General features: G+C 70.3%; 16 protein-coding genes and 1 pseudogene. 12 read left to right on the top strand and 5 right to left on the bottom strand.

Going from position 1 to position 20466, the window contains the following annotated elements:
* Positions 1-251 precede the first annotated feature (251 nt).
* A pseudogene (locus ACIPTO_RS14245) lies at positions 252-467 on the top strand (hypothetical protein); the annotation flags it as partial.
* Positions 464-1618 (top strand): serine hydrolase domain-containing protein, encoded by a 1155-nt coding sequence (locus tag ACIPTO_RS14240; protein WP_366313913.1) that lies wholly within the window; start codon positions 464-466, stop codon positions 1616-1618. The pseudogene ACIPTO_RS14245 and the gene ACIPTO_RS14240, both read left to right, overlap by 4 nt.
* 127 nt (positions 1619-1745) lie before the next feature.
* On the opposite strand, the gene ACIPTO_RS14235 is transcribed toward ACIPTO_RS14240, so the two are convergent.
* Positions 1746-2744, bottom strand: coding sequence for an NADP-dependent oxidoreductase (locus ACIPTO_RS14235; RefSeq protein ID WP_401191648.1), 999 nt, complete (start codon positions 2742-2744; stop codon positions 1746-1748).
* Positions 2745-2865: 121 nt separating this feature from the next.
* On the opposite strand from ACIPTO_RS14235, the gene ACIPTO_RS14230 reads away from it, so the two are divergent.
* Positions 2866-3303, top strand: coding sequence for a MarR family transcriptional regulator (locus ACIPTO_RS14230; protein ID WP_366313909.1), 438 nt, complete (start codon positions 2866-2868; stop codon positions 3301-3303).
* 124 nt (positions 3304-3427) lie between these two features.
* On the opposite strand, the gene ACIPTO_RS14225 is transcribed toward ACIPTO_RS14230, so the two are convergent.
* Positions 3428-4237: a hypothetical protein gene (locus tag ACIPTO_RS14225; protein WP_401191646.1), complete on the bottom strand. Its 810-nt coding sequence runs from the start codon at positions 4235-4237 to the stop codon at positions 3428-3430.
* Positions 4238-4492: 255 nt separating this feature from the next.
* Here ACIPTO_RS14225 and ACIPTO_RS14220 point away from each other — a divergent pair, with 255 nt between their 5' ends.
* The 8 genes from ACIPTO_RS14220 to ACIPTO_RS14185 all read left to right on the top strand — a co-directional run bounded on the left by ACIPTO_RS14220 (position 4493) and on the right by ACIPTO_RS14185 (position 15135).
* Positions 4493-5650: a mandelate racemase/muconate lactonizing enzyme family protein gene (locus tag ACIPTO_RS14220; protein ID WP_366313905.1), complete on the top strand. Its 1158-nt coding sequence runs from the start codon at positions 4493-4495 to the stop codon at positions 5648-5650.
* Complete coding sequence (locus ACIPTO_RS14215) at positions 5647-6651, top strand: zinc-binding dehydrogenase (protein ID WP_401191644.1); 1005 nt, start codon at positions 5647-5649, stop codon at positions 6649-6651. The genes ACIPTO_RS14220 and ACIPTO_RS14215 overlap by 4 nt, the downstream gene beginning before the upstream one ends.
* Positions 6652-6772: 121 nt before the next feature.
* Positions 6773-7747, top strand: a complete 975-nt coding sequence (locus ACIPTO_RS14210) for a hypothetical protein (protein WP_401191641.1) — start codon at positions 6773-6775, stop codon at positions 7745-7747.
* A 258-nt stretch (positions 7748-8005) separates the two neighbouring features.
* A complete protein-coding gene (gene chvE, locus ACIPTO_RS14205; RefSeq protein ID WP_366313899.1) occupies positions 8006-9118 on the top strand; it encodes a multiple monosaccharide ABC transporter substrate-binding protein in 1113 nt (370 codons plus the stop codon).
* Positions 9119-9164: 46 nt separating this feature from the next.
* The gene (gene mmsA, locus ACIPTO_RS14200; protein ID WP_366313897.1) at positions 9165-10715 is read left to right on the top strand and encodes a multiple monosaccharide ABC transporter ATP-binding protein; all 1551 of its coding nucleotides are present in this window, start codon (positions 9165-9167) and stop codon (positions 10713-10715) included.
* The gene (gene mmsB / locus ACIPTO_RS14195) at positions 10712-11956 is read left to right on the top strand and encodes a multiple monosaccharide ABC transporter permease (RefSeq protein WP_366313895.1); all 1245 of its coding nucleotides are present in this window, start codon (positions 10712-10714) and stop codon (positions 11954-11956) included. Before mmsA ends, mmsB begins: the two co-directional genes overlap by 4 nt.
* Positions 11957-12080: 124 nt before the next feature.
* Positions 12081-13235 (top strand): aldose epimerase family protein, encoded by a 1155-nt coding sequence (locus ACIPTO_RS14190; protein WP_401191637.1) that lies wholly within the window; start codon positions 12081-12083, stop codon positions 13233-13235.
* A 181-nt stretch (positions 13236-13416) separates the two neighbouring features.
* A complete protein-coding gene (locus tag ACIPTO_RS14185) occupies positions 13417-15135 on the top strand; it encodes a pyridoxal phosphate-dependent aminotransferase (protein WP_401191634.1) in 1719 nt (572 codons plus the stop codon).
* 30 nt (positions 15136-15165) lie between these two features.
* Here ACIPTO_RS14185 and ACIPTO_RS14180 read toward each other — a convergent pair whose 3' ends face one another.
* The 3 genes from ACIPTO_RS14180 to ACIPTO_RS14170 all read right to left on the bottom strand — a co-directional run bounded on the left by ACIPTO_RS14180 (position 15166) and on the right by ACIPTO_RS14170 (position 19455).
* The gene (locus tag ACIPTO_RS14180; protein ID WP_401191632.1) at positions 15166-16770 is read right to left on the bottom strand and encodes a methyltransferase; all 1605 of its coding nucleotides are present in this window, start codon (positions 16768-16770) and stop codon (positions 15166-15168) included.
* A 52-nt stretch (positions 16771-16822) separates the two neighbouring features.
* Positions 16823-18016 (bottom strand): 4-hydroxybenzoate 3-monooxygenase, encoded by a 1194-nt coding sequence (locus ACIPTO_RS14175; RefSeq protein WP_401191630.1) that lies wholly within the window; start codon positions 18014-18016, stop codon positions 16823-16825.
* A 131-nt stretch (positions 18017-18147) separates the two neighbouring features.
* The gene (locus ACIPTO_RS14170; protein WP_401191627.1) at positions 18148-19455 is read right to left on the bottom strand and encodes a DUF3500 domain-containing protein; all 1308 of its coding nucleotides are present in this window, start codon (positions 19453-19455) and stop codon (positions 18148-18150) included.
* Positions 19456-19670: 215 nt separating this feature from the next.
* Here ACIPTO_RS14170 and ACIPTO_RS14165 point away from each other — a divergent pair, with 215 nt between their 5' ends.
* Positions 19671-20444 carry an intradiol ring-cleavage dioxygenase gene (locus ACIPTO_RS14165; RefSeq protein ID WP_401191624.1) on the top strand — a complete coding sequence of 258 codons (774 nt, stop codon included), beginning with the start codon at positions 19671-19673 and terminating at the stop codon, positions 20442-20444.
* The last annotated feature ends 22 nt before the right edge of the window (positions 20445-20466 follow it).

Here is a 20466-nt window from a genome sequence, read left to right as displayed (position 1 = left end):
TTCGCCGTTGAGTCGAACAGGTGCGGCTCGCCGTACCGCTCTCTGGAACCGAAGAGGAGGTACGCGTGCGCACCATTGCCCGAGCCGTCCCCCCGAGACCCGTTCTGATCACCGCCGTCGCCCTGACCACCGCAGCCGGTTCGCCCCTGCTCCGGCCCCGCCCGGCCGACGCCGCTCCCCGGCCCGTCCCCCGCCGGGGTTCCGCGCCCGACCCCGTCCCGCGCGAAGGCTCCGGCCCCGGTCCCGCCCCGGCCGACGGCTCGGACGGTCCGGCGGAGGCGGCGGGGCGGCCCTCGGTCATCAGCGGCCGACACGCCGTCCCGTTCGGCACGGCGCCCCTCTTCCGGGATCATCCCAAGGGGGAACTCCCGCAGGTCGGGAGGGCGTTGTTCACCATGGCACACACGAGCGACGGCACACGTACGGCGGCTCGCGCGAGCAGCGGATCAGTGGAGGAGAGCGGATGACCCAGGAGATCCACGGCACCGTGGCCGACGGCTTCGAGGCGGTGCGGGCGGAGTTCGCCGCGTTCGTGGCGACGGAACGTGACGACTACGAGGGCCAGTTGTGTGCGTACGTACACGGTCGGCGGGTCGTCGACCTGTGGGCGGGGCCGCCCGGTACCGACGGCGACTCGCTCTACGGCGTGTTCTCGTCCACGAAGGGCGCCGCGCATCTCGTGGTGGCGCTGCTCGTACAGGACGGCACGCTGGAGCTGGACCGCAGAGTCACCTACTACTGGCCGGAGTTCGCGTCCGAGGGCAAAGACGCGCTGACCCTGCGCGAGCTGCTCGGGCACCGGGCGGGTCTCGTCGGGACCGACACCGGGTTCACGCTCGACGAGCTGGCCGACGACCGGGCGGTGGCCGAACGCCTGGCCGACCAGCGGCCGTTCTGGCGTCCGGGCACGGCGTTCGGCTACCACGCCCTGGTGATCGGCGCGTTGACCGGCGAGATCGTACGGCGGGCCACAGGCCGTTCGCTCCAGGAGGTGCACGAGGAGAGAGTGCGCGCGCCGTACGGGCTGGACTTCTTCCTCGGGCTGCCGATGGCGCACGAGCCCCGGTTCCGTACCGTGCAGCCCCCGGTGCTGTCGCCGGAGCAGGAGGCCGCGCGGGCCGCGGAGCCGCGGGCGCCGCACAGTCTCGGCTCGATCGCGTTCAACGGGCACGCGGCACAGCCGACCGATCTCGTGGCGCTGCCGAACGAGCGGGTGATCCGGGCGAAGGGTCCCGCGTCGGTCGGCGGGGTGGCCTCGGCACGCGGACTCGCCGGGCTGTATGCGGCTGCGACCAGTGAAGTCGACGACAGGGCGGCGCTGTTGAAGCCGGACACGGTGGCCGAGTTCGGGCAGCTGCACTCCGTCGGGTACGACGTGGTGACCGGAACCCACCGGTCGTTCGGCCTGGGTTTCCAGGCGACGGCGGACGCCTGGTACCCGTTCCTGGGCGCGGGCACGATCGGCCACAGCGGTGCGGCGGGCTCGCAGGCCTTCGCGGACCCGCGCAGCGGACTGGCCTACGGCTACACCCGCCGCCGGTTCGCGTTCCCGGGCGGGGCGGCGCCGGAGAACGCGGGGCTGGTGCGGGCGGTGCACGGCGCGGCGCTGGCGCAGTGACGCCCGCGGGCCAACGTCCGCACGGCGCAGCCCACTTGCTGACGTCGGCCCGGTGACGTCGGCCCGGTGACGAACGAAGGCCGCGCCCCGTGTCAGGGGGCGCGGCCTCGTCGTCGGACCGTCCGCGTCAGAGCTTGACGATCATCTTGCCGGTGTTGTCGCCGCGCAGCTGGCCGAGGAACGCGTCGAGGTTGTTCTCGATGCCCTCGACGACCGTCTCGCGGTACTTCAGGGCGCCGGACGCGACCCACGCGCCGACTTCCTGGACGAACTGCGGCTGGAGGTCGTAGTGGTCACCGACGAGGAAGCCCTCGATACGGCCGCGGGTCTGGATGAGGCGGCTGAGGTTCTTCGGGCCGGGGACGGGCTCGGTGCTGTTGTAGACCGAGATCATGCCGCAGATCGCGATGCGCCCGCGCTCGTTCAGGGAGCCGATCGCGGCTTCCAGGTGCTCGCCGCCGACGTTGTCGAAGTAGACGTCGACGCCGTCCGGGGCGGCCTCGCGGAGCTGCCGGCCGACCGGGCCGTTCTTGTAGTTGAAGGCCGCGTCGAAGCCGTACTCCTCGACGAGGAGCTTGACCTTCTCGTCCGAGCCGGCGGAGCCGATGACGCGGGAGGCGCCCTTGAGCCTGGCGATCTGGCCGACCTGGCTGCCGACGGCACCGGCGGCGCCGGAGACGAAGACCGAGTCGCCCTCCTTGAAGGACGCGGTGCGCAGCAGGCCCGCGTAGGCGGTGAGGCCGGTCATGCCGAGGACGCCGAGGTAGGTGGAGAGCGGGGCGAGGGCGGGGTCGACCTTGACGGCGCCCTTGGCGTCGATGGTGGCGTACTCGCGCCAGCCGCCGAAGTGCAGGACGTGGTCGCCGGGGGCGATCCCCTCGGCGTTCGACTCGACGACCTCGCCGACCGCGCCGCCCTGCATGACCTTGCCCAGCTCGAAGGGGGCGACGTAGGACTTCGCGGCGCTCATCCGGCCGCGCATGTACGGGTCGACCGACAGGTACTTGTTCCGCACCAGCACCTGGCCCTCGGCCGGGGCCCGGGTCTCGGTCTCCACCAGGGCGAAGTCCTCGGGCTTCGGCCAGCCGACCGGGCGGCTGAGCAGGTGCCATTCGCGGTTGATCATCACAAGCGCCTTTCGTGGTGTGCGGGGTCTCGGGCTCGGACACGGCCAAATACTTCAGTACCTGAAACAACCATGCCTCTGAATATTTCATGATGTCAAGTAACCGGGTACGCTTGAGCCCATGGCCACACCCGAAAAGACGCGCCGCTCCGACCCCGTGACCCTGGAGGTCGTCGAGCTGATCGGCGACGTCGTGGCGCGGTTCTACCAGGACTACGAGGAAGCGGCGGGCGACCACAAGCTCACCGGGGCCCAGGCCAGGCTGCTCAGCCTGCTCTCCCTGGAACCCCTGCCCATGCGCAAGATCGCCCGCAGGCTGAAGTGCGAGCCGTCGAACGTCACGGGCATCGTGGACCGGCTGGAGACCCGCGGCCTGGTCGAGCGCCGCCCCGACCCCGCCGACCGCCGCGTGAAGCTGGCGGCGGCGACGGACGAGGGCCGTCAGGTGGCCCGCAGCCTGCGCGAATCCCTGCGGTTCGCCCGCGAACCACTGGCCGGCCTGTCGGACGAGGAGCGGCTGGCGCTGCGCGGGCTGCTGCGGCGGATGCTGGAGGACTGAGAGGGACTGAGAGGGACTGAGGGGGACCTCGGACGCCCGAGGGGTAACCGAGGGGGCGTGGGCGCGGGTCGGTCACGCCCCGGAGCGGTAGTGCGTGCCGGGGCGCCGGACGGTCACGCGCCGCTCAGGAACACCACCACAGGATCTGCTCGCACGTCTCCGAGGAGGACGGTGTCGGGCTCGGGTCCGCGGAGGACGGCTCCGCGGACGGGGTGGTGGTCGACGGGTCCGTCGAGGACGTGGACGAGGGGGACGCGGTGTCGCCGCCGGCGGCCTTCGTCGGGGTGTCCGAGGCCTCGGGGTCCTTCGTGGCCTTCGGGGACTTCGACGGGGACGCGGAAGGTGACGCGGAGGCGTCCGGGGACGCCGTACCCGCGCTGGTTCCCACGGTCTTCGTCGCGTCCAGGGGCTCCGCCGTCGGGCTGGCCTCCTCGTCGGCGCCGCCCTCCGGGGAGGCGCCCGGTCCTGCGGATCCCGGGAGGGAGAAGGGCGCGTCCGTGCCCAGCTCTGCCAGACTCAGGCCGCCCGCCGCCAGTACGAAACCGGCCGTTACGAGCAGGACCCTGCGGCGGCGCCTGCGGTGGGCCGCGGCTTTGCGGTCGCGGCGGCTCGCGCCCGCCGTGTCCGGGTCGTCGGGGTCGGAGTCGGAGTCGCCTTCGTCGTCGGCCTCGGTCGCGGCGGGGGCGCTCTCGACACGGCCGCGGCCCCGGCTCTTCCGCCGCGCGGCGCGCCCCTGGGGCTCGCCGTCCGCCTCGGGCTCCTCGCGTCCGGCGTCGGGCGCGCCCTCGCGCGACGCGCCGCCCGTGTCCGGGCGCGCGTCAACCGCGCGCGTGTGGGCCTGAGTTGAGTCGGCAGGCGGTTCGACCGGCGCACCGCACCCCGGGCACGCGAGGGCGCCGTTCAGGTGCCGGCCGCAGGGGTGGCAGTAGTCCATGACGCGGGAAGACTAGGTTCCGCACAGGCGCCGTTCCTAGTCGCGTCTGTGAAAGTTATGTGGGGACGCGGCGGGAAACGACAAGAATCGACACGAACCGACGCCGTCAGAGGGTAAGCGGTTCGCCCCTCTTGTCGAAACCGTTACGCGTTCGACCCATTGACACTCCGACCCCGCCGTCTTTACTGTCTGCCCAGCATTTCGAACGTGATCCGAGATTTCGAACGACACTGAAGAGCACAGGGGGCAACTGCCGTGCGCATCACGGGAATCAGCACGCACGTGGTCGGGACGCCATGGCGCAATCTGACGTACGTCCAAGTGCACACCGACGAGGGCGTCACCGGTGTCGGCGAGACCCGGATGCTGGGCCACACCGATGCGCTGATCGGTTACCTGCGCGAGGCCCAGGCAAACCACATTCTCGGTTCGGACCCGTTCGCAGTGGAAGACCTCGTACGCCGGATGAAGTACGGCGACTACGGGCGTGCGGGTGAAATCGTCATGTCCGGCATCGCCGTGATCGAGATGGCCTGCTGGGACATCAAGGGCAAGGCCCTCGGCGTACCGGTGTGGCAGCTGCTCGGCGGCAAGGTCACCGACAAGGTGAAGGCCTACGCCAACGGCTGGTACACCACCGAGCGGACCCCGGAGGCCTATCACAAGGCCGCCCAGGGGGTCATGGAGCGCGGGTACAAGGCGCTGAAGATCGACCCCTTCGGCACCGGGCACTTCGAACTCGACCACGAGCAGACCCTGTACGCGGTCTCCCTCATCGAGGCCGTACGGGACGCGATCGGTCCGGACGCCGAACTGATGCTGGAGATGCACGGCCGGTTCTCGCCCTCGACCGCGGTACGGCTCGCGCACGAACTCGCGCCGTTCAAGCCCGCGTGGCTGGAGGAGCCGGTCCCGCCGGAGAACCTGAAGGCGCTGGAGAAGGTCGCCGCCAAGGTCGACATCCCGGTCGCCACGGGTGAACGCATCCACGACCGCGTCGAGTTCCGCGAGCTGTTCGAGAGCCAGGCCGTCGACATCATCCAGCCCGACGTCGGCCACATCGGCGGCATCTGGGAGACCCGCAAGCTGGCCGCGACCGCCGAGGCGCACTACGTCCTGGTCGCCCCGCACAACGTCGGCGGCCCGGTGCTGACCGCCGCCTCGCTCCAAGTCGGCTTCTCCTCACCGAACTTCAAGATCCTGGAACACTTCAACGACTTCGCGGACGCCGAGATCAAGAAGGTCGTCAAGGGCGCCCCGCAGGTGGTCGACGGCTACTTCCACCTCTCGGACGCGCCCGGTCTCGGCGTCGAGCTGGACACCGACGCGGCGGCCGAATTCCCGCAGCAGCAGGCGCGGTTCGACCTCTGGGCGGACGGCTGGGAACAGCGCAAGCCAAAGGGCACGAAGTGAGCACCGCGGTCGTCATCGAGGGACCGGGCGAGCACCGGCTGGTCTCGCACGAGCCCCGGCCGCCGGAGGCGGGCGAGGCGCTGGTGCGCGTCCACGCGGTCGGCATCTGCGGCAGCGACCGCGAGGTGTACCAGGGCAACAGGCCCGAGGGCTACGTCCGTTACCCCCTCACCCCGGGCCACGAGTGGTCCGGCACGGTGGAGGCCGTCGGCACCGGGGTGCCGGAGACTCTCGTGGGCCGCAAGGTCGTCGGCGAGGGCTTCCGCAACTGCCAGGTCTGCGACCGGTGCCACGCGGGCGAGACAACGTTGTGCACAGCGGGCTACGAGGAGACCGGCTTCACCCGGCCCGGCGCGATGGCAGGCACCCTCACGCTCCCCGCCCGGCTCCTCCATGTCCTCCCGGACGAGGCCGACCTGACGGCGGCGGCCCTGCTCGAACCCGCCGCCTGCATCGCGGCCGCCGCGCTGAAGGCCGATGCCCGGCCCGGCGAGCGGGTCGCGGTGGTCGGCACCGGCACGCTCGGGATGTTCGCGGTGCAGTTCCTGAAGGCAGGCTCGCCGGCCGAACTGCTCGTGGTGGGCACCCGGCCCGACCGCGCGAAACTGTCGCAGGACTTCGGCGCGAGCCGATTCCTCACCAGGGACCAGGAGTTGCCCGACGACTTCGATGTGGTGATCGAGACCGCCGGGTCCGCGTCCGCCGCGCGCACCGCTGCCTCCCTGCTCCGGCGCGGCGGACGCCTGGTCCTCACCGGCATCCCGGCGCCGGGCGCCGAGGGCCTCGACCCGACCGATCTCGTCGTACGGCAGCTGGAGGTGCACACCGTCTTCGGGGCACCGCCGGACGCCTGGGCGCACACGGTGCGGGTGTTCGGGGCGGGCCTGCTCGACCCGCTCCCCCTGGTCACCCATGAGCTGCCGCTCGCCGAGTTCCCGCAGGCCATCGACCTGGTGGGGTCCGGCGATCCCAAGGTCGGCAAGGTGCTGCTGCGGCCGTAGGACATCCCAGTCGTACGTCGGCACGGGGTGACCTGACCACCCCGTGCCGGCGTACCGCCAGAGCTTTTCCGTACCCCGAGCCGCGAACCTTGCCCGATATACCGAACACGAAGGACAGCCAGTGACCGACACCGCCACGGCAGCCCGCAGGCCCGGGGAGCAGGCGCTCTCCGCGCTCGGCCTGGGCGCGCCCGCACTCGACCCCGCCGACGCCTCGCCGCACACCTTCCCGGGCGGTGGTCGCTGGCGCACGGAGATCCCCTCGTGCGAGGGCCCCGAGGCGCTGTCGGTCATCCTCAAGGAGTCCTCGCGCCTGGACGTGCCGATCCACCGGATCAGCCAGGGCAGTGGCGTGTGGATGCTGACCGACGCCGAGATCACCGAGATGGTCGAGGCCACGGCCGAACGCGACATCGAGCTGTGCCTGTTCACCGGCCCGCGCGGGACGTGGGACATCGGCGCCTCGGTCCGCTCCGACTCGCGCGGCGGCGGGCTGCGTGCCCGTGGCCACGACGCGGTCGCCGGATGCGTCGAAGACGCCATGCGGGCAACGGAGTTGGGCGTCAAGTGCCTGCTCGTCGCGGACGAGGGCGTGCTGTGGACCCTGCACCGGGCGCGGTCGACGGGCATCATCCCGGCCGACACGACGCTCAAGGTCTCGGCGCTGATCGGTCCGGTGAACCCGGCGGCGTACGCGGTCTACGAGCGCCTCGGCGCGGACTCCCTGAACGTCCCCAGCGATCTGACGCTCGCTCACCTCACCGAGATCCGGCGGGTGTCGGCGGCTCCGATGGACATGTACATCGAGGCGCCGGACGACCTCGGCGGCTACATCCGGATGTACGAGGTCGCCGAACTGATCCGCCGGGGCGCCCCGTTGTACCTGAAGTTCGGCCTCTCCAAGGCCCCCGGCATCTACCCGTGGGGCACCCACCTGCGCGACGTCACCCTCGACACGGCCCGCGAACGGGTCCGCCGCGGACGCCTCGCCCTCGACCTCCTCGCCCGCCACGGCGCGGACGGCGACATGGCCCCCCTGGGCACCAGGTTGCCGGGGTCCCTCAACCGCTTCCCCGCGGAGAGTGCCACTGGATGAGCGTCGGGGACCGCGGGCCCGCCGTGGCTGGTCACGCAGTTCCCCGCGCCCCTCAAACGCAGACCGGCCGCCCCGCTTCTCCCGCGCCCCTCTCCCACCCGGGCCGGCCAGAAAGGGGCGCGGGGAACTGCGCGACCGGCCCCCACCGGGCCCGCACCACACCACACGACCGGCACCACCCCACACCCACACCGCACCGCACCGCACCGCATCACACCCGCTGCCCCTCTCAACGACGAGAAGAATGAGGCCAGTTCCATGCACATCCGCAGAAGTCGCGCCCTCCCCCTGATAGCCGGCGCAGCCACCCTCGCCCTGACCCTCTCCGCCTGCGGCCAGAGCGGCTCCGGCGGCAGCAAGGAGAAGACGGGCAGCGCCAAGGGCGGCACGATCGGCATCGCGATGCCGACGAAGTCCTCCGCGCGCTGGATCTCCGACGGCAACAACATGGTCAAGGACCTCAAGTCCAAGGGCTACAAGACCAAGCTGGTCTACGGCGAGGACGACCCGGACACCCAGGTCTCGCAGATCGAGAACATGATCACCCAGGGCGTCAAGGGCCTGATCATCGCGGCGATCGACAACAAGTCCCTGAACAACGTGCTCGCCGAGGCCGCCAGCGCGAAGATCCCGGTCATCGCCTATGACCGCCTCATCCTCGGCACCAAGAACGTCGACTACTACGCGTCGTTCGACAACGAGAAGGTCGGCACCCTCCAAGGCACGTACATCGCCGAGAAGTTGGGGCTGACCAGCGGCAAGAAGGGCCCGTTCAACATCGAGCTGTTCGCCGGCTCGAACGACGACAACAACACCAAGTACTTCTTCGACGGCGCGATGAAGGTCCTCCAGCCGTACATCGACAAGAAGGAACTGGTCGTCAAGTCCGGGCAGACCGCGCTCAACAAGGTCACCACCCTGCGCTGGGACGGCACCACCGCGCAGAACCGCATGGAGGACATCCTCACCGGCTCGTACAAGACCGGCCGGGTCGACGCCGTGCTGTCGCCCTACGACGGCATCTCCATCGGCATCATCTCCGCGCTGAAGTCGGACGGCTACGGCACGTCCGGCAAGCCGCTGCCGGTGATCACCGGCCAGGACGCCGAGCTGGCCTCGGTGAAGTCGATCATCGCCGGCCAGCAGACGCAGACGGTGTACAAGGACACCCGTCAGCTCGCCAAGGTCGCGGACACGATGCTCGACGACGTGCTCAACGGCAAGACGCCGCAGACCAACGACACCAAGACCTACGACAACGGCACCAAGGTCGTCCCCGCCTACCTGCTCCAGCCGGTGAGCGTCGACAAGTCCAACTACGAGGACGTGCTGGTCAAGGGCGGGTACTACACGGACGCCCAACTCAAGTAGTTCCGGCTCCCGTTACCCGACCCCACACTGATTGGTAGGCACGACCATGGCGGGACCCGTCCTGGAAATGCGCTCGATCGTCAAGACCTTTCCCGGTGTCAAAGCGCTCTCGGACGTCACCTTGACGGTGCGTCAGGGCGAGGTCCACGCCATCTGCGGCGAGAACGGCGCCGGGAAGTCCACCTTGATGAAGGTGCTCTCCGGCGTCCATCCGCACGGCAGTTACGAAGGCGACATCCTCTTCGAGGGCGAGGAGTGCGCCTTCCGCGACATCCGCGCGAGCGAGCAGCGCGGCATCGTGATCATCCACCAGGAACTGGCGCTGGTGCCGTTCCTGTCCATCGCCGAGAACATCTTCCTCGGCAACGAGCACGCCTCGCGCGGGCTCATCAACTGGAACGAGACCCTGCGGCACGGCACCGAACTGCTGCGCCGGGTGGGCCTGAGCGACCACCCGGAGACCCGCGTCGCCGACATCGGCGTGGGCAAGCAGCAGCTCGTGGAGATCGCGAAGGCGCTGTCGAAGAAGGTGAAGCTGCTCATCCTGGATGAGCCGACGGCGGCCCTGAACGACGAGGACAGCGGCAAACTCCTGGATCTCATCCTGGAGTTGAAGAAGCAGGGCATCACCTCGATCATCATCTCCCACAAGCTCAACGAGATCCGCAGGGTCGCCGACTCGGTGACGATCCTGCGCGACGGGCGCTCCATCGAGACGCTCGACGTGAAGGCGCCGGAGACGACCGAGGAGCGGATCATCTCCGGCATGGTCGGCCGCGACCTCGACCACCGCTTCCCCGAGCGCACCCCGTACGCGGGCGAGCCCGAGGCGGCACCCGCCCTGGAGATCCGCGGCTGGACGGTGTTCCACCCGATCGACCAGCAGCGCAAGGTGGTCGACGATGTGTCCATCACGGTGCGCAGGGGCGAGATCGTCGGCATCGCCGGACTGATGGGCGCCGGCCGCACCGAACTCGCGATGAGCGTCTTCGGCCGCTCCTACGGCCGCTACGCCGGCGGCACGGTCCTCAAGGACGGCCGGGAGATCCGCACCAAGTCGGTGGCGGAGGCGGTCGGCGAGGGCATCGCCTACGTCACCGAGGACCGCAAGCACTACGGCCTCAACCTCATCGACACGATCAACCGGAACATCTCGCTGACCGCGCTGAACAAGGTCTCCCAGCGCGGGGTGGTCGACGAGCACGAGGAACGGCAGGTCGCCGAGCGGTTCCGGACGTCCATGAACATCAAGGCGCCGACCGTCTTCGAGCCGGTGGGCAAGCTGTCCGGCGGCAACCAGCAGAAGGTCGTCCTCAGCAAGTGGATCTTCGCGGGTCCCGAGGTGCTGATCCTGGACGAGCCCACGCGGGGCATCGACGTGGGCGCCAAGTACGAGATCTACACGGTCATCGACCAACTCGCCGCCGAGGGCAAGGCAGTGGTCTTCATCTCCTCCGAACTGCCGGAGCTGCTCGGCATGTGCGACCGCATCTACACGATGGCGGCGGGCCGCCTGACCGGTGAGGTGCCCCGGGCCGAGGCCACGCAGGAAGTGCTGATGCGCCAGATGACGAAGGACAAAGAGGTAACGCGATGAGCACGGACGTGACCGCCAAGAGCCCGGCCCCCGCGCCGCCGGGCAAGAGCGGATCGGCCGCGGGCGGCGGCCTGTTGCAGCTGATGCTGAACGGCCTGCGGCGCAACATGCGCCAGTACGGCATGCTGATCGCCCTCGGTCTGATCGTGATCCTCTTCGAGGTCTGGACCGGCGGTGACCTGCTGCTGCCGCGCAACGTCTCCAACCTGGTGCTGCAGAACAGCTACATCCTGATCCTCGCGATCGGCATGATGATGGTCATCATCGCCGGGCACATCGACCTGTCGGTCGGCTCGCTCACGGCGTTCGTGGGCGCCTTCGCGGCGGTCCTGATGGTCAACCACCAGGTGCCGTGGCCGGTCGCGGTGGTGCTGTGCCTGCTGATGGGCGCCGTGGCGGGCTCCGTACAAGGGCTGTTGATCGCCTACGCGGGGATACCGTCCTTCATCGTCACCCTCGCCGGGATGCTGCTCTTCCGCGGCCTCACGGAGATCCTCCTCCAGGGTCAGACGCTCGGCCCGTTCCCCAACGGCCTGCAGAAGATCGGCAACGGCTTCCTGCCCGCCGTGGGACCGAACACCAACTACCACAACATCACGCTGCTGCTGGGGCTCGTGATGATCGCCGCGGTGGTGTGGCAGGAGGTGCGGGACCGGCGCAGGCAGCAGGAGTTCTCGCTCGACGTGGCGCCCGCCAAGCTGTTCCTGCTCAAGCTCGCCGCGATCATCGCCGCGATCCTCTGGCTCACGCTGCTGCTCGCCAGCTACGACGGCGCGCCCATCGTGCTGATCATCCTCGGTGTCCTGGTGGCCGGTTACGGCTATGTGATGCGCAACGCGGTCTTCGGCCGCCACATCTACGCGATCGGCGGCAACCTGCCGGCCGCGAAGCTGTCCGGCGTCAAGGACAAGCGCGTCACCTTCCAGGTGTTCCTGAACATGGGCGTGCTCGCGGCCCTGGCGGGTCTGGTGGTCACCTCCCGCCTCAACGCGGCCTCGCCGAAGGCGGGCGACGGCTTCGAACTCGAGGCCATCGCCTCGTCGTTCATCGGTGGCGCGTCCATGAGCGGCGGTGTGGGTACCGTCCTCGGCGCGATCATCGGTGGTCTCGTCCTCGGCGTGCTGAACAACGGCATGAACCTCCTCAGTGTCGGCACCGACTGGCAGCAGGTCATCAAGGGCCTCGCCCTGCTGGCCGCGGTCGGGTTCGATGTGTGGAACAAGCGCAAGTCCGGTTCGTAACGGAAGCTCCGCCGGGAGAGCGGGACACGGCCGCGGATCCGTCGCGGCCGGTCGCGCGGTTCCCCGCGCCCCTCGGGCGCGGGGTCCCGGCCGAGCCCCCTTCAACGCACTAGGGAGCCGCTCCATGGAACTGAACAGACGCACGGTCATCGCGGGTGCCGCGGCAGCCGGTATCGCCGCGAGCACGCTCGGAACGGGTACGGCCCAGGCGGCCACGGCAGGCGGGAAGCCCGTGAAGGAACTCTTCGGCACCCTCGCCGACGGGACGAAGGTGTACCGCTGGTCGCTGGCCAACGGCGGAACCCGGCTGAAGGTCCTCTCCTACGGCGGCATCATCCAGTCGCTCGAACTCCCCGACCGGCACGGCAAGTACGCCAACGTGTCGCTCGGCTACGACAACCTCGCGGCGTACGTCGCCGGCACCACCTTCTTCGGCGCGACCATCGGCCGGTACGGAAACCGCATCGCCAAGGGGCAGTTCACCCTCGACGGCAAGGCGTACCAGCTCTCCGTCAACGACGGGGTGAACAGCCTGCACGGCGGTGCCAAGGGCTTCAACACGAAGGTGTGGGACATCGAGCCCTTCACCAAGGGTTCCGATGTCGGCCTGCATCTCCACTACACCAGCGTGGACGGGGAGATGGGCTACCCCGGCACGCTCAGGACGAAGGTGACGTTCACGCTCACCCGGCACGGTGACTGGCGTATCGACTACGAGGCGACCACCGACAAGCCGACCGTCGTCAACCTCACCAACCACACGTACTTCAACCTCGCGGGCGAGGGCAGCGGCGGCATCTACGACCACGAACTCTCCATCGCCGCAAGCCGGTTCACTCCCACCGACGCGGGGCTGATCCCCACCGGCGAGCTGGCGCCGATCGCGGGCACGCCCTTCGACTTCCGCAAGGCGAAGCCGATCGGCCGGGACATCCGCGCCGGGCATCCGCAGCAGGTGACGGCGAAGGGCTTCGACCACAACTGGGTGCTGGACAAGGGCGTGACGGCCAGGCCCGAGCACATCGCCACCCTGCGCGACCCCGCCTCCGGCCGCACCCTGAAGATCTCCACCGACCAGCCGGGCCTGCAGTTCTACTCGGGCAACTTCCTGGACGGCACGCTGATCGGCACCTCGGGGCGGACCTACCGGCAGGGCGACGGACTGGCCCTGGAGACCCAGCACTTCCCGGACTCCCCGAACGAGCCGTCGTGGCCGACGACCGTGCTGCGGCCGGGTCAGACGTACCGGACGACGACGATCCACTCGTTCTCGGCCTGACCGTTCGGCACCGGACGACTCGTCCGGCCCAGGGGTTCCCGAACTCACACTAATTTCACACAGGTTGAACAGCGCCACCCCCGTCTCCGTATTGAGGGGTGGCCCGTGCTCCCCCGCGCGGGCCACCCAAGACGACGGGCCCGGTCGTCCCCGCCGGGCCCGCCTTCATACGGAGGTTCCATTGGCCGACTCCAACGTCACCTCGCTGTTCCGCAGTACGGCGGCACACAGCCCGTCGATGGCGGCGTTGGCACGTGAGAGCGACGGCACCGGGCCGGTGGACTTCTGTATTCCGTGCAACCCGTACTTCCCCACTCCCGCCATGTTCGACGAGATGGCGGCCAGGCTGCGCGAGATCATCACGTACTACCCGAGCAGCGCCGACACGATCACGGCCGAGCTCTGCAACCTTCTCCAACTTCCGCCGCAGTGCGTGGCGATGGGCAACGGTTCGACCGAACTGATCACCTGGATCGACCACTTGCTGGTCCGGGAGTCCCTCGCCATCCCCGTCCCCACCTTCGGCCGCTGGACCGACCAGCCCATGGAGACCGGCAAGCGGGTCGACATGTTCCCGCTGCAGGAGTCCAACGGCTTCGCCCTCGACCTGGCGCAGTACGCGGAGTTCATCCGCAAGCGCAACACCAAGGTCGCCGTCATCTGCAACCCGAACAACCCCGACGGCGGCTTCCTCCACAAGCAGGCGCTGGTCCAGTTCATGGACTCGATGGCCGACCTGGACCTCATCGTCATCGACGAGTCGTTCCTGGAGTTCGCCGACGCGGAGGTCGAGCCCAGCGTCGTGCAGGAGGCGATGATCCGCCCCAACGTGGTCGTCCTGCGCAGTCTCGGCAAGAACTTCGGCCTGCACGGCATACGGTTCGGCTACCTCGTCGCCAACCCCGCGCTGGCCGGCCGGATCCGCAGCATGCTGCCCAAGTGGAACCTCAACGCCTTCGCGGAACACGTGGTGTTCATCCTCAAGGAGCACGGCGCGGAGTACGCGCAGAGCCTCCAGCAGGTCCGCCGCGACCGGCTCGACATGGCGAGCCATCTCTCCGCGCTGCCCGGTCTGACGGTCTATCCGTCGCAGGGCAACTTCCTCTTCGTGCGCCTCCCCGTCGGCGCCGAGGGAACCGTGGTCCGGGACCGGATGCTCACCGAGCACCGCATCCTCGTCCGCGAGTGCGGCAACAAGATCGGTTCGTCCAGCCGCTTCCTGCGGCTCGTGGTGCGCCCCCAGACGGACGTGCGTCGCCTGGTGTCCGGCCTGGAACAGGTGCTCTACGGGACCAGGAGGGGAGCCGCCGTACCCGAGCTGGGTACAGGGACCAACTACAGCTCGGGTACGGCGGCCGTGGACCGTCTGGTCGGCGCGACGAACGGCGCGGGGATGCAGAACCTCGCCGCGCAGGCCCTCGGCACGGGCACCTCGGGCGCTCCCGCACCGATGCCCGCGCCGATGCCCGTACCGGCGGCGGCGCAGCTGCCGCCGCAGCCGGTGCCCATGCAGGTGCCCCAGCCCCAACCGCCGCAGCCCCAGACGCAGTTCCAGCCGATGGCGGCCTCCGCGCAGGTCCAGCAGATGCCGATGACCGGCATGACCGACCACCCGTCGAACGGGGTCGGCATGCCGATGCAGATGCCTCAGCAGGCACCCCAGCAGCAGCCCCAACAGCAGCAGCCCTACGGCGTCCCGGCCCCGGCCCCCGCCCCGGCACCCATGCCGCCGCAGGGCCCGACACCCACCGGCGTGCCCGCCCGCAACGGCCTCACGGCCGCCCAGGTACGCGGCGCCACCAGCCCCAACGGCATGCAGAACCTGGCCCCCGCGCCCGCGACCGGCTGGCCCAACGCCCAGAGCTGGCCCAACGCCGCGGGGATGGGCCAGGCGGGTTAGCGGCCGCTTCGCGGGTGCCGGCCCGGCCGGTCAGGGAGCCACCCGCACCGCGCTGACGAGCGACGCCCCCAGCGGCAGGGGGTGACTCGTCAGCACCGCGAAGCCCGCCTTCTCCAGCAGCCGCCGATAGTGGTCCTCGTCGCGTTCCCGCCCGCCCACGTTGCACAGCATGTGGACGTCCCAGGCGACCGCCGTCGGAGTCGGCAACAGGCGCTCCACGACCAGGAGTCGGGCCCCCGGGCGCATCGCCTCCGCGCAGTTCTGGAGGATCGTCAGGCAGCTTTCGTCGTCCCAGTCGTGCAGGACCCGGGACAGCAGGTAGACGTCCGCGCCCTCCGGTACGGAGCGGGTGAAGTCACCGGCGACGAAGGAGCAGCGTTCGGCGAGCCGGGTGCGGGCGGCCTCCAGGGCGCCGGGGCGTTCGTAGAGGACGCCCTCCAGGTGGGGGTGGGCGCGGAGCAGCCGGTCGAGCAGCGCGCCGTTGCCGCCGCCGACGTCCACCACGCGCCGCGCCTCGGAGAAGTCGACCAGTGCCGGGACCGGCGTGAACATCTCGGCGCTGGCCGCCATCGACCGGTGGAACAGGTCGCCGAGTTCGGGGTGTTCGGCGAAGTGGGCGAAGTGGTGCTGTCCGTTGCGGTGGGCGAAGGCCTCCTCGCCGGTGCGTACGGAGTGGGTCAGGCCCGCGAAGGAGTCGTAGAACGGGCCCGCGTAGAGCCGGGCCAGCGGGTGGAGGCTGAACTCCGTGGCCGTGCACAGGGGTTGGCCCGCCGCCGTGAGGTGGTAGGTGTCCTCGGCGGACGTCAGGAGGCCGAGGGCGGTGAGGTAGCGCAGGAGGCGGCGCAGTGCGTCCGGGTGCGTCCCGGTGAGTTCCGCCAGTCGGGCCGCCGACATGCCGGGGTGCTCCGCCAGGTGGTCGGCGATGTTCAACTCGGCCATGGTGGCGACCGCTTGCGTGGCCCAGGCGCCGGTCATGACGGTGAGCAGGGCCGTCGTCGGGTCGGGGAGGGGCAGGTGGCGGCCGGGGAGGCGGAGTTCGAAGCGGTGGTGGGCGGGCGTGCGGTGGTAGAGGACGGTGACGTTCTCGTGGCCGTTGTAGCCGCCGCCGTCGGGGACCGCGCCGCCGCGCTCCTGGAGCAGCAGCCTGAGCCCCGCGGGGACCACCGGGCCGGGGGCGGTGACCGCGAAGGCGTGGTGCGACTCGTGTTCCGCCGCGCGTTCGTCGGCGGCCACGGCCTCCAGTGCCGAGTCGGCGGGCACGGGGAGCGCGAAGATCTCCACGCTGCGGGTGCCGACCGCCACGTGCACGATGCCCACCGGGACGTCGGCGAGTTCCGGGCCGTGGCGGCGGGCCAGCCGGTCGCGGACGACGACGCTCGGGGTGACCTGGCCCGGCGTGAAGCCGAGGCGGCGGAGTTCCTCGCGGAGGCCGTCGAGGGTGTCGGGGAAGACCAGGACGGCGGTGTGGTCGAAGACCAGGTGCCGTGCCACGTCGGCCCGTTCGGCCGGGGTGAGGGCCGGGAGGAGTTCGGCCAAGACCTGGTCCGTGTCGTGGGTCTCGACGTAGGCCGCCGCGCGCTCGATGCGGGCGGCGTCGGCCGCGGCGAGGCGTGCCTGTACGACGGGGAGGTTCATGAAGGGGTTCCCGGTGAATCGTGGGGACGGAGACGGGAGAGGGGTGACGCGGTCAGATGCCGGTGTAGTTCTCGGCGAAGAAGTCCTGGTGCGCGCGGGAGGTCCGCAGGCTGTCCAGGCGGGCGTACTGGAGCGCGCGGCCGTAGCGGGCGTGGGCCTCGACGGGGTGCTCGGTGTCCTCGGCGGACGGGCCGTGCAGCAGGCCGCTCATCCAGTGCGAGAACTCGTGGGCCCGCCAGACGCGGGGCAGGCAGTCGGCGGCATAGCGGTCGAGGTCGTTGCCGTTGCCGTGCTTCAGCGCCGCCGCCATGGCCTGCGCGAGGCGTTCGGCCTGGAGTACGGCGAGGTTGGCGCCCTTCGCGGCGGAGGGGCTGATGAGTCCGGCCGCGTCGCCCGCCAGCCAGAGCCGGCCCTCGCCGGGGCTGTCGAGGACGTCGGAGCGCAGGTCCACGACCGCTTTCTCCAGCACCGGGCCGTCCTTGAGCTGCCCGAACTCGTCGACGCGGAGCCGGATGCCGAGCTCGGTCCAGATCCGGTCCTCGCTCCAGTCGGCCGGATCGGTGCCGCGCGGGCACTGGAGGTAGTAGCGGGTGACGGTCGCCGTGCGGGCCATGTGGCCGGCGAATCCCCGTGTGTGCAGGGCGTAGCCGACGGCTTCCATGCTCGGCGGGGCCTCGGCCAGGACCGCGAGCCAGCTCACGCCGTGGTCCCAGCGGGCGGTGCGCGTGCCGTGGGCCGCCATGGTCGCGCGGGCGACTCCCCGGTGTCCGTCGCACCCGGCGACGTAGTGCCCGGCGACGTCCGTGCCGTCGGAGGTGCGGACCCGGCCCCCGGAGATCTCCTCGGCCTCGGTGTCGAAGCGGATCGCGCCGCCGCGCCGGAGGTATGCGGCGAGGAGGTCGCGCACCAACTCCTGCTGGGGGTAGACCGTGTGGACGTCGCCGCGCCCCAACGCGCCGTAGTCGAGGGTGAATTCACCTCGGTCGCTGCGGAACAGGCAGGTGCGGTGGGTGTGGCCGCGGGCCAGCAGGCCGTCCGCCAGGCCGTGCCGGGTGAGGACGCGGACGGAGTGGGCGGCCAGGAAGCCCGCTCTGGCCCGGCCTTCCACCGCCTCGCGTCCGCGCCGCTCCAGGATCACGCAGTCGATGCCCTGGTCCAGCAGCAGGTTCCCCAGGACGAGCCCCGCCGGGCCCGCCCCGACGATCACCACCCCGGTCCGCGCCCCGGAGTCGAATCGTTTCCCCACAACCACCCCTGATCTTGCTTTTTCGGCCAAGGGGTTTCATATCAGCCAGATCATGGAGATGAGCAATCGAAAGCGGCTTCTTAACCCATAAGGGCCAACTCGGCATATGTCACAGGCTGTTGACGCTGTCCTCAGTGGTCGTCGTCGAGGTGCAGCTTCAGCAGGTCCACGCCGTAGTCGCCGCCGTTCGGGGTGCGGACGATGGTGTGGATGTGCTGCTGGGTGGGGGTGCCGCCGGGCCCGCCCGTTCCCCCCTCGGTTCCGTAGGCCAGCGGGGACTGGGCGTCGTACTCGATGAGGACGACCGGGCTGTGCACGCGGTAGTAGAAGGCGGAGGAGTCCTTCGTCCCGCCCGTCCAGGAGAAGTAGGTCGCGTCGAGGTGGGCCTCGACCTCCGCCATCCTCACCTCGGCGTGGCCGTCGTTCATGGTGCCGACGTAGACGCGCACGAGGTCGAGGAGGTGCCGGCGCTGGGTGCTGCTGAACTCCTCGGCCGCCAGGCCCTGGTGGGCGAGTTCGGCGTTGTCCTGCCCCGCCCCCGCCTTCATGTCGTCGCCGGACTTCTCGGCACCGGAGATCACCTTGGCGCGCTGGGCGGCGGTGAGGGAGCGCAGGAGGGTGAGGCCGGCCTCGGTCTCGGGCCCGAAGAGGGTGATCTTCTCGCCCTTGTAGGTGGCGGAGGTCGGTTCGGACCCCATGAAGGTCGGGGTCATGACGACCTGGTCGCCGAGCACGAAGTAGTTGATGGCCACGTGATGGCCCTCGTACTGGAAGCCCCACGGCTCGGTGGTGGACGGCGTGCCCATGAAGGTGAAGAAGTAGGCGCCCTCGGTGAGGGTGTCCCGGTTGCCGCCGCTGTAGTCGCCGAGGAAGGCGTTGAGCTTCATGATGTTGCGGGTCCGGGTGAGCCCGTCGGCGGAGAGGGCGGCGCCGAGCAGCGCGTATCCGAGGTTCCGCTGGGCGCCGGTGATGTCCCCCATCCGCACGCCCTTGCGCTGGTACCCGTCGACGTTGCTCCAGGCCAGCCACTCGTCGTCGTCGACGTCGAACGTGCAGGACGTGCGCTCCTTGGCGCTGAGCCCGTCGAGGAAGGCCTGCGCGGCCTTGACGATCCCGTCGGTCGACACGTCGGTGGCGTGGATCGGGTAGAGCCCGCCGGTGATCGTGCCGTCGGTCGAAACGCCTTTGAAGTCGGCGTACTTGACCTCGCCCTGCCCCGGCCCCATACCGCCGCCCCCGGGCCCGCCGGAGGGCATGCCACCGCCGGGGCCGCCCGACGGGGCGCCGGAGGACGAGGACGCGGTGGCCGTGCCGGAGGCGTCCGAGGAGCAGCCGGTCATGGCCGCGACGGCGGCGACTCCGCCGGCGAGCAGCGCCCTGTTCATGAACCAGCGGCGGCTGCGGTCGGCTTCGGGGGTGCGGGGGCGGTGTCCGTGCATACGGGCCAACGTCCCGCACGAACCTGAGCCGAACCTGAAGCACCACCCGCCGAGCGAGACCCAGCGAGCCCCCGCCGCCGCCTGCCCCGAGCCCCCACCGGATCCCACCGGACCCCACCGGAGGGAAAGCGCGTGCCCCGCAAAAGACTTGACGGTCCGTCACTTTGCCGTTCGCACAGCCCGGCGACAGCTTCCCTTTCTACGGTGCCGTGTCCATGACAGACACACACGGAGCCACCCCCACCCCGGTCGGACGCCGTACCGTCCTGATCGCCACCGGCACCACCGCCGCCGTACTGGCCGTGGGCGCCGCCGCTCCCCCGTCCCCCACCACCACCGAGGCCGCGGCATCGACTCCCGCCGCCGCGGCGGCCGTCTGCACCCTCACCGAGGAGATGACCGAAGGCCCCTACTACCTCGACGGCGCCCTGGTCCGCGCCGACGTCACCGAAGGCAAGGCCGGCATCCCGCTGAAACTGGCCCTGACCGTCGTGGACGACAGCACCTGCGCCGCGATCCCCGGCGCGCTCGTCGAGATCTGGCACTGCGACGCGCTCGGCGAGTACTCCGGCTACGTCGGCAACAACGGCCACAGCGAACCGGACGACGGCACCTTCCTGCGCGGCGGTGTCCTCACGAACACCGCGGGGCTCGCCGCCATCACCACCGTCTACCCGGGTTGGTACCGGGGACGCTGCGTGCACCTCCACGTCAAGGTGCACACCGGCGTCACGCTCACCTCGGACGGCTCGTTCACCGGCGGCCGGGAACTCCACACCGGCCAGCTCTTCATCGACGAGACGATCACCACCGCGGTCGCCAGAATCTCCCCGTACTCGACCAACACGGTCACCCGCACCACCCTCGCCCAGGACTCGATCTACGACGACGGGGGCGCCGCGTCCGGTCTCATGACCCTGACGGCGCTGGGCAGTTCGACCTCGTCCGGCTACACGGGCACCCTGACCCTCGGCGTCCGGCGGAGCTGACCGCAGGGGTGGCCCGCGGTGC

The sequence above is a fragment of the Streptomyces sp. NPDC090083 genome (assembly GCF_044747445.1).
Classification (GTDB): Bacteria; Actinomycetota; Actinomycetes; order Streptomycetales; family Streptomycetaceae; genus Streptomyces.
The sequence above is the reverse complement of the archived record's forward strand: the minus strand, read 5'-3'. Positions and strand labels throughout refer to the sequence as shown.

Bases quoted from the DNA above. Each gene is read 5' to 3' on its own strand.
- ACIPTO_RS14180 (WP_401191632.1), bottom strand. From the start codon at position 16,770: ATGAACCTCCCCGTCGTACAGGCACGCCTCGCCGCGGCCGACGCCGCC.
- mmsB (WP_366313895.1), top strand. From the start codon at position 10,712: ATGAGCACGGACGTGACCGCCAAGAGCCCGGCCCCCGCGCCGCCGGGC.
- ACIPTO_RS14230 (WP_366313909.1), top strand. From the start codon at position 2,866: ATGGCCACACCCGAAAAGACGCGCCGCTCCGACCCCGTGACCCTGGAG.
- ACIPTO_RS14225 (WP_401191646.1), bottom strand. From the start codon at position 4,237: ATGGACTACTGCCACCCCTGCGGCCGGCACCTGAACGGCGCCCTCGCG.
- mmsA (WP_366313897.1), top strand. From the start codon at position 9,165: ATGGCGGGACCCGTCCTGGAAATGCGCTCGATCGTCAAGACCTTTCCC.
- ACIPTO_RS14165 (WP_401191624.1), top strand. From the start codon at position 19,671: ATGACAGACACACACGGAGCCACCCCCACCCCGGTCGGACGCCGTACC.
- ACIPTO_RS14170 (WP_401191627.1), bottom strand. From the start codon at position 19,455: ATGCACGGACACCGCCCCCGCACCCCCGAAGCCGACCGCAGCCGCCGC.
- ACIPTO_RS14240 (WP_366313913.1), top strand. From the start codon at position 464: ATGACCCAGGAGATCCACGGCACCGTGGCCGACGGCTTCGAGGCGGTG.
- ACIPTO_RS14235 (WP_401191648.1), bottom strand. From the start codon at position 2,744: ATGATCAACCGCGAATGGCACCTGCTCAGCCGCCCGGTCGGCTGGCCG.
- chvE (WP_366313899.1), top strand. From the start codon at position 8,006: ATGCACATCCGCAGAAGTCGCGCCCTCCCCCTGATAGCCGGCGCAGCC.
- ACIPTO_RS14190 (WP_401191637.1), top strand. From the start codon at position 12,081: ATGGAACTGAACAGACGCACGGTCATCGCGGGTGCCGCGGCAGCCGGT.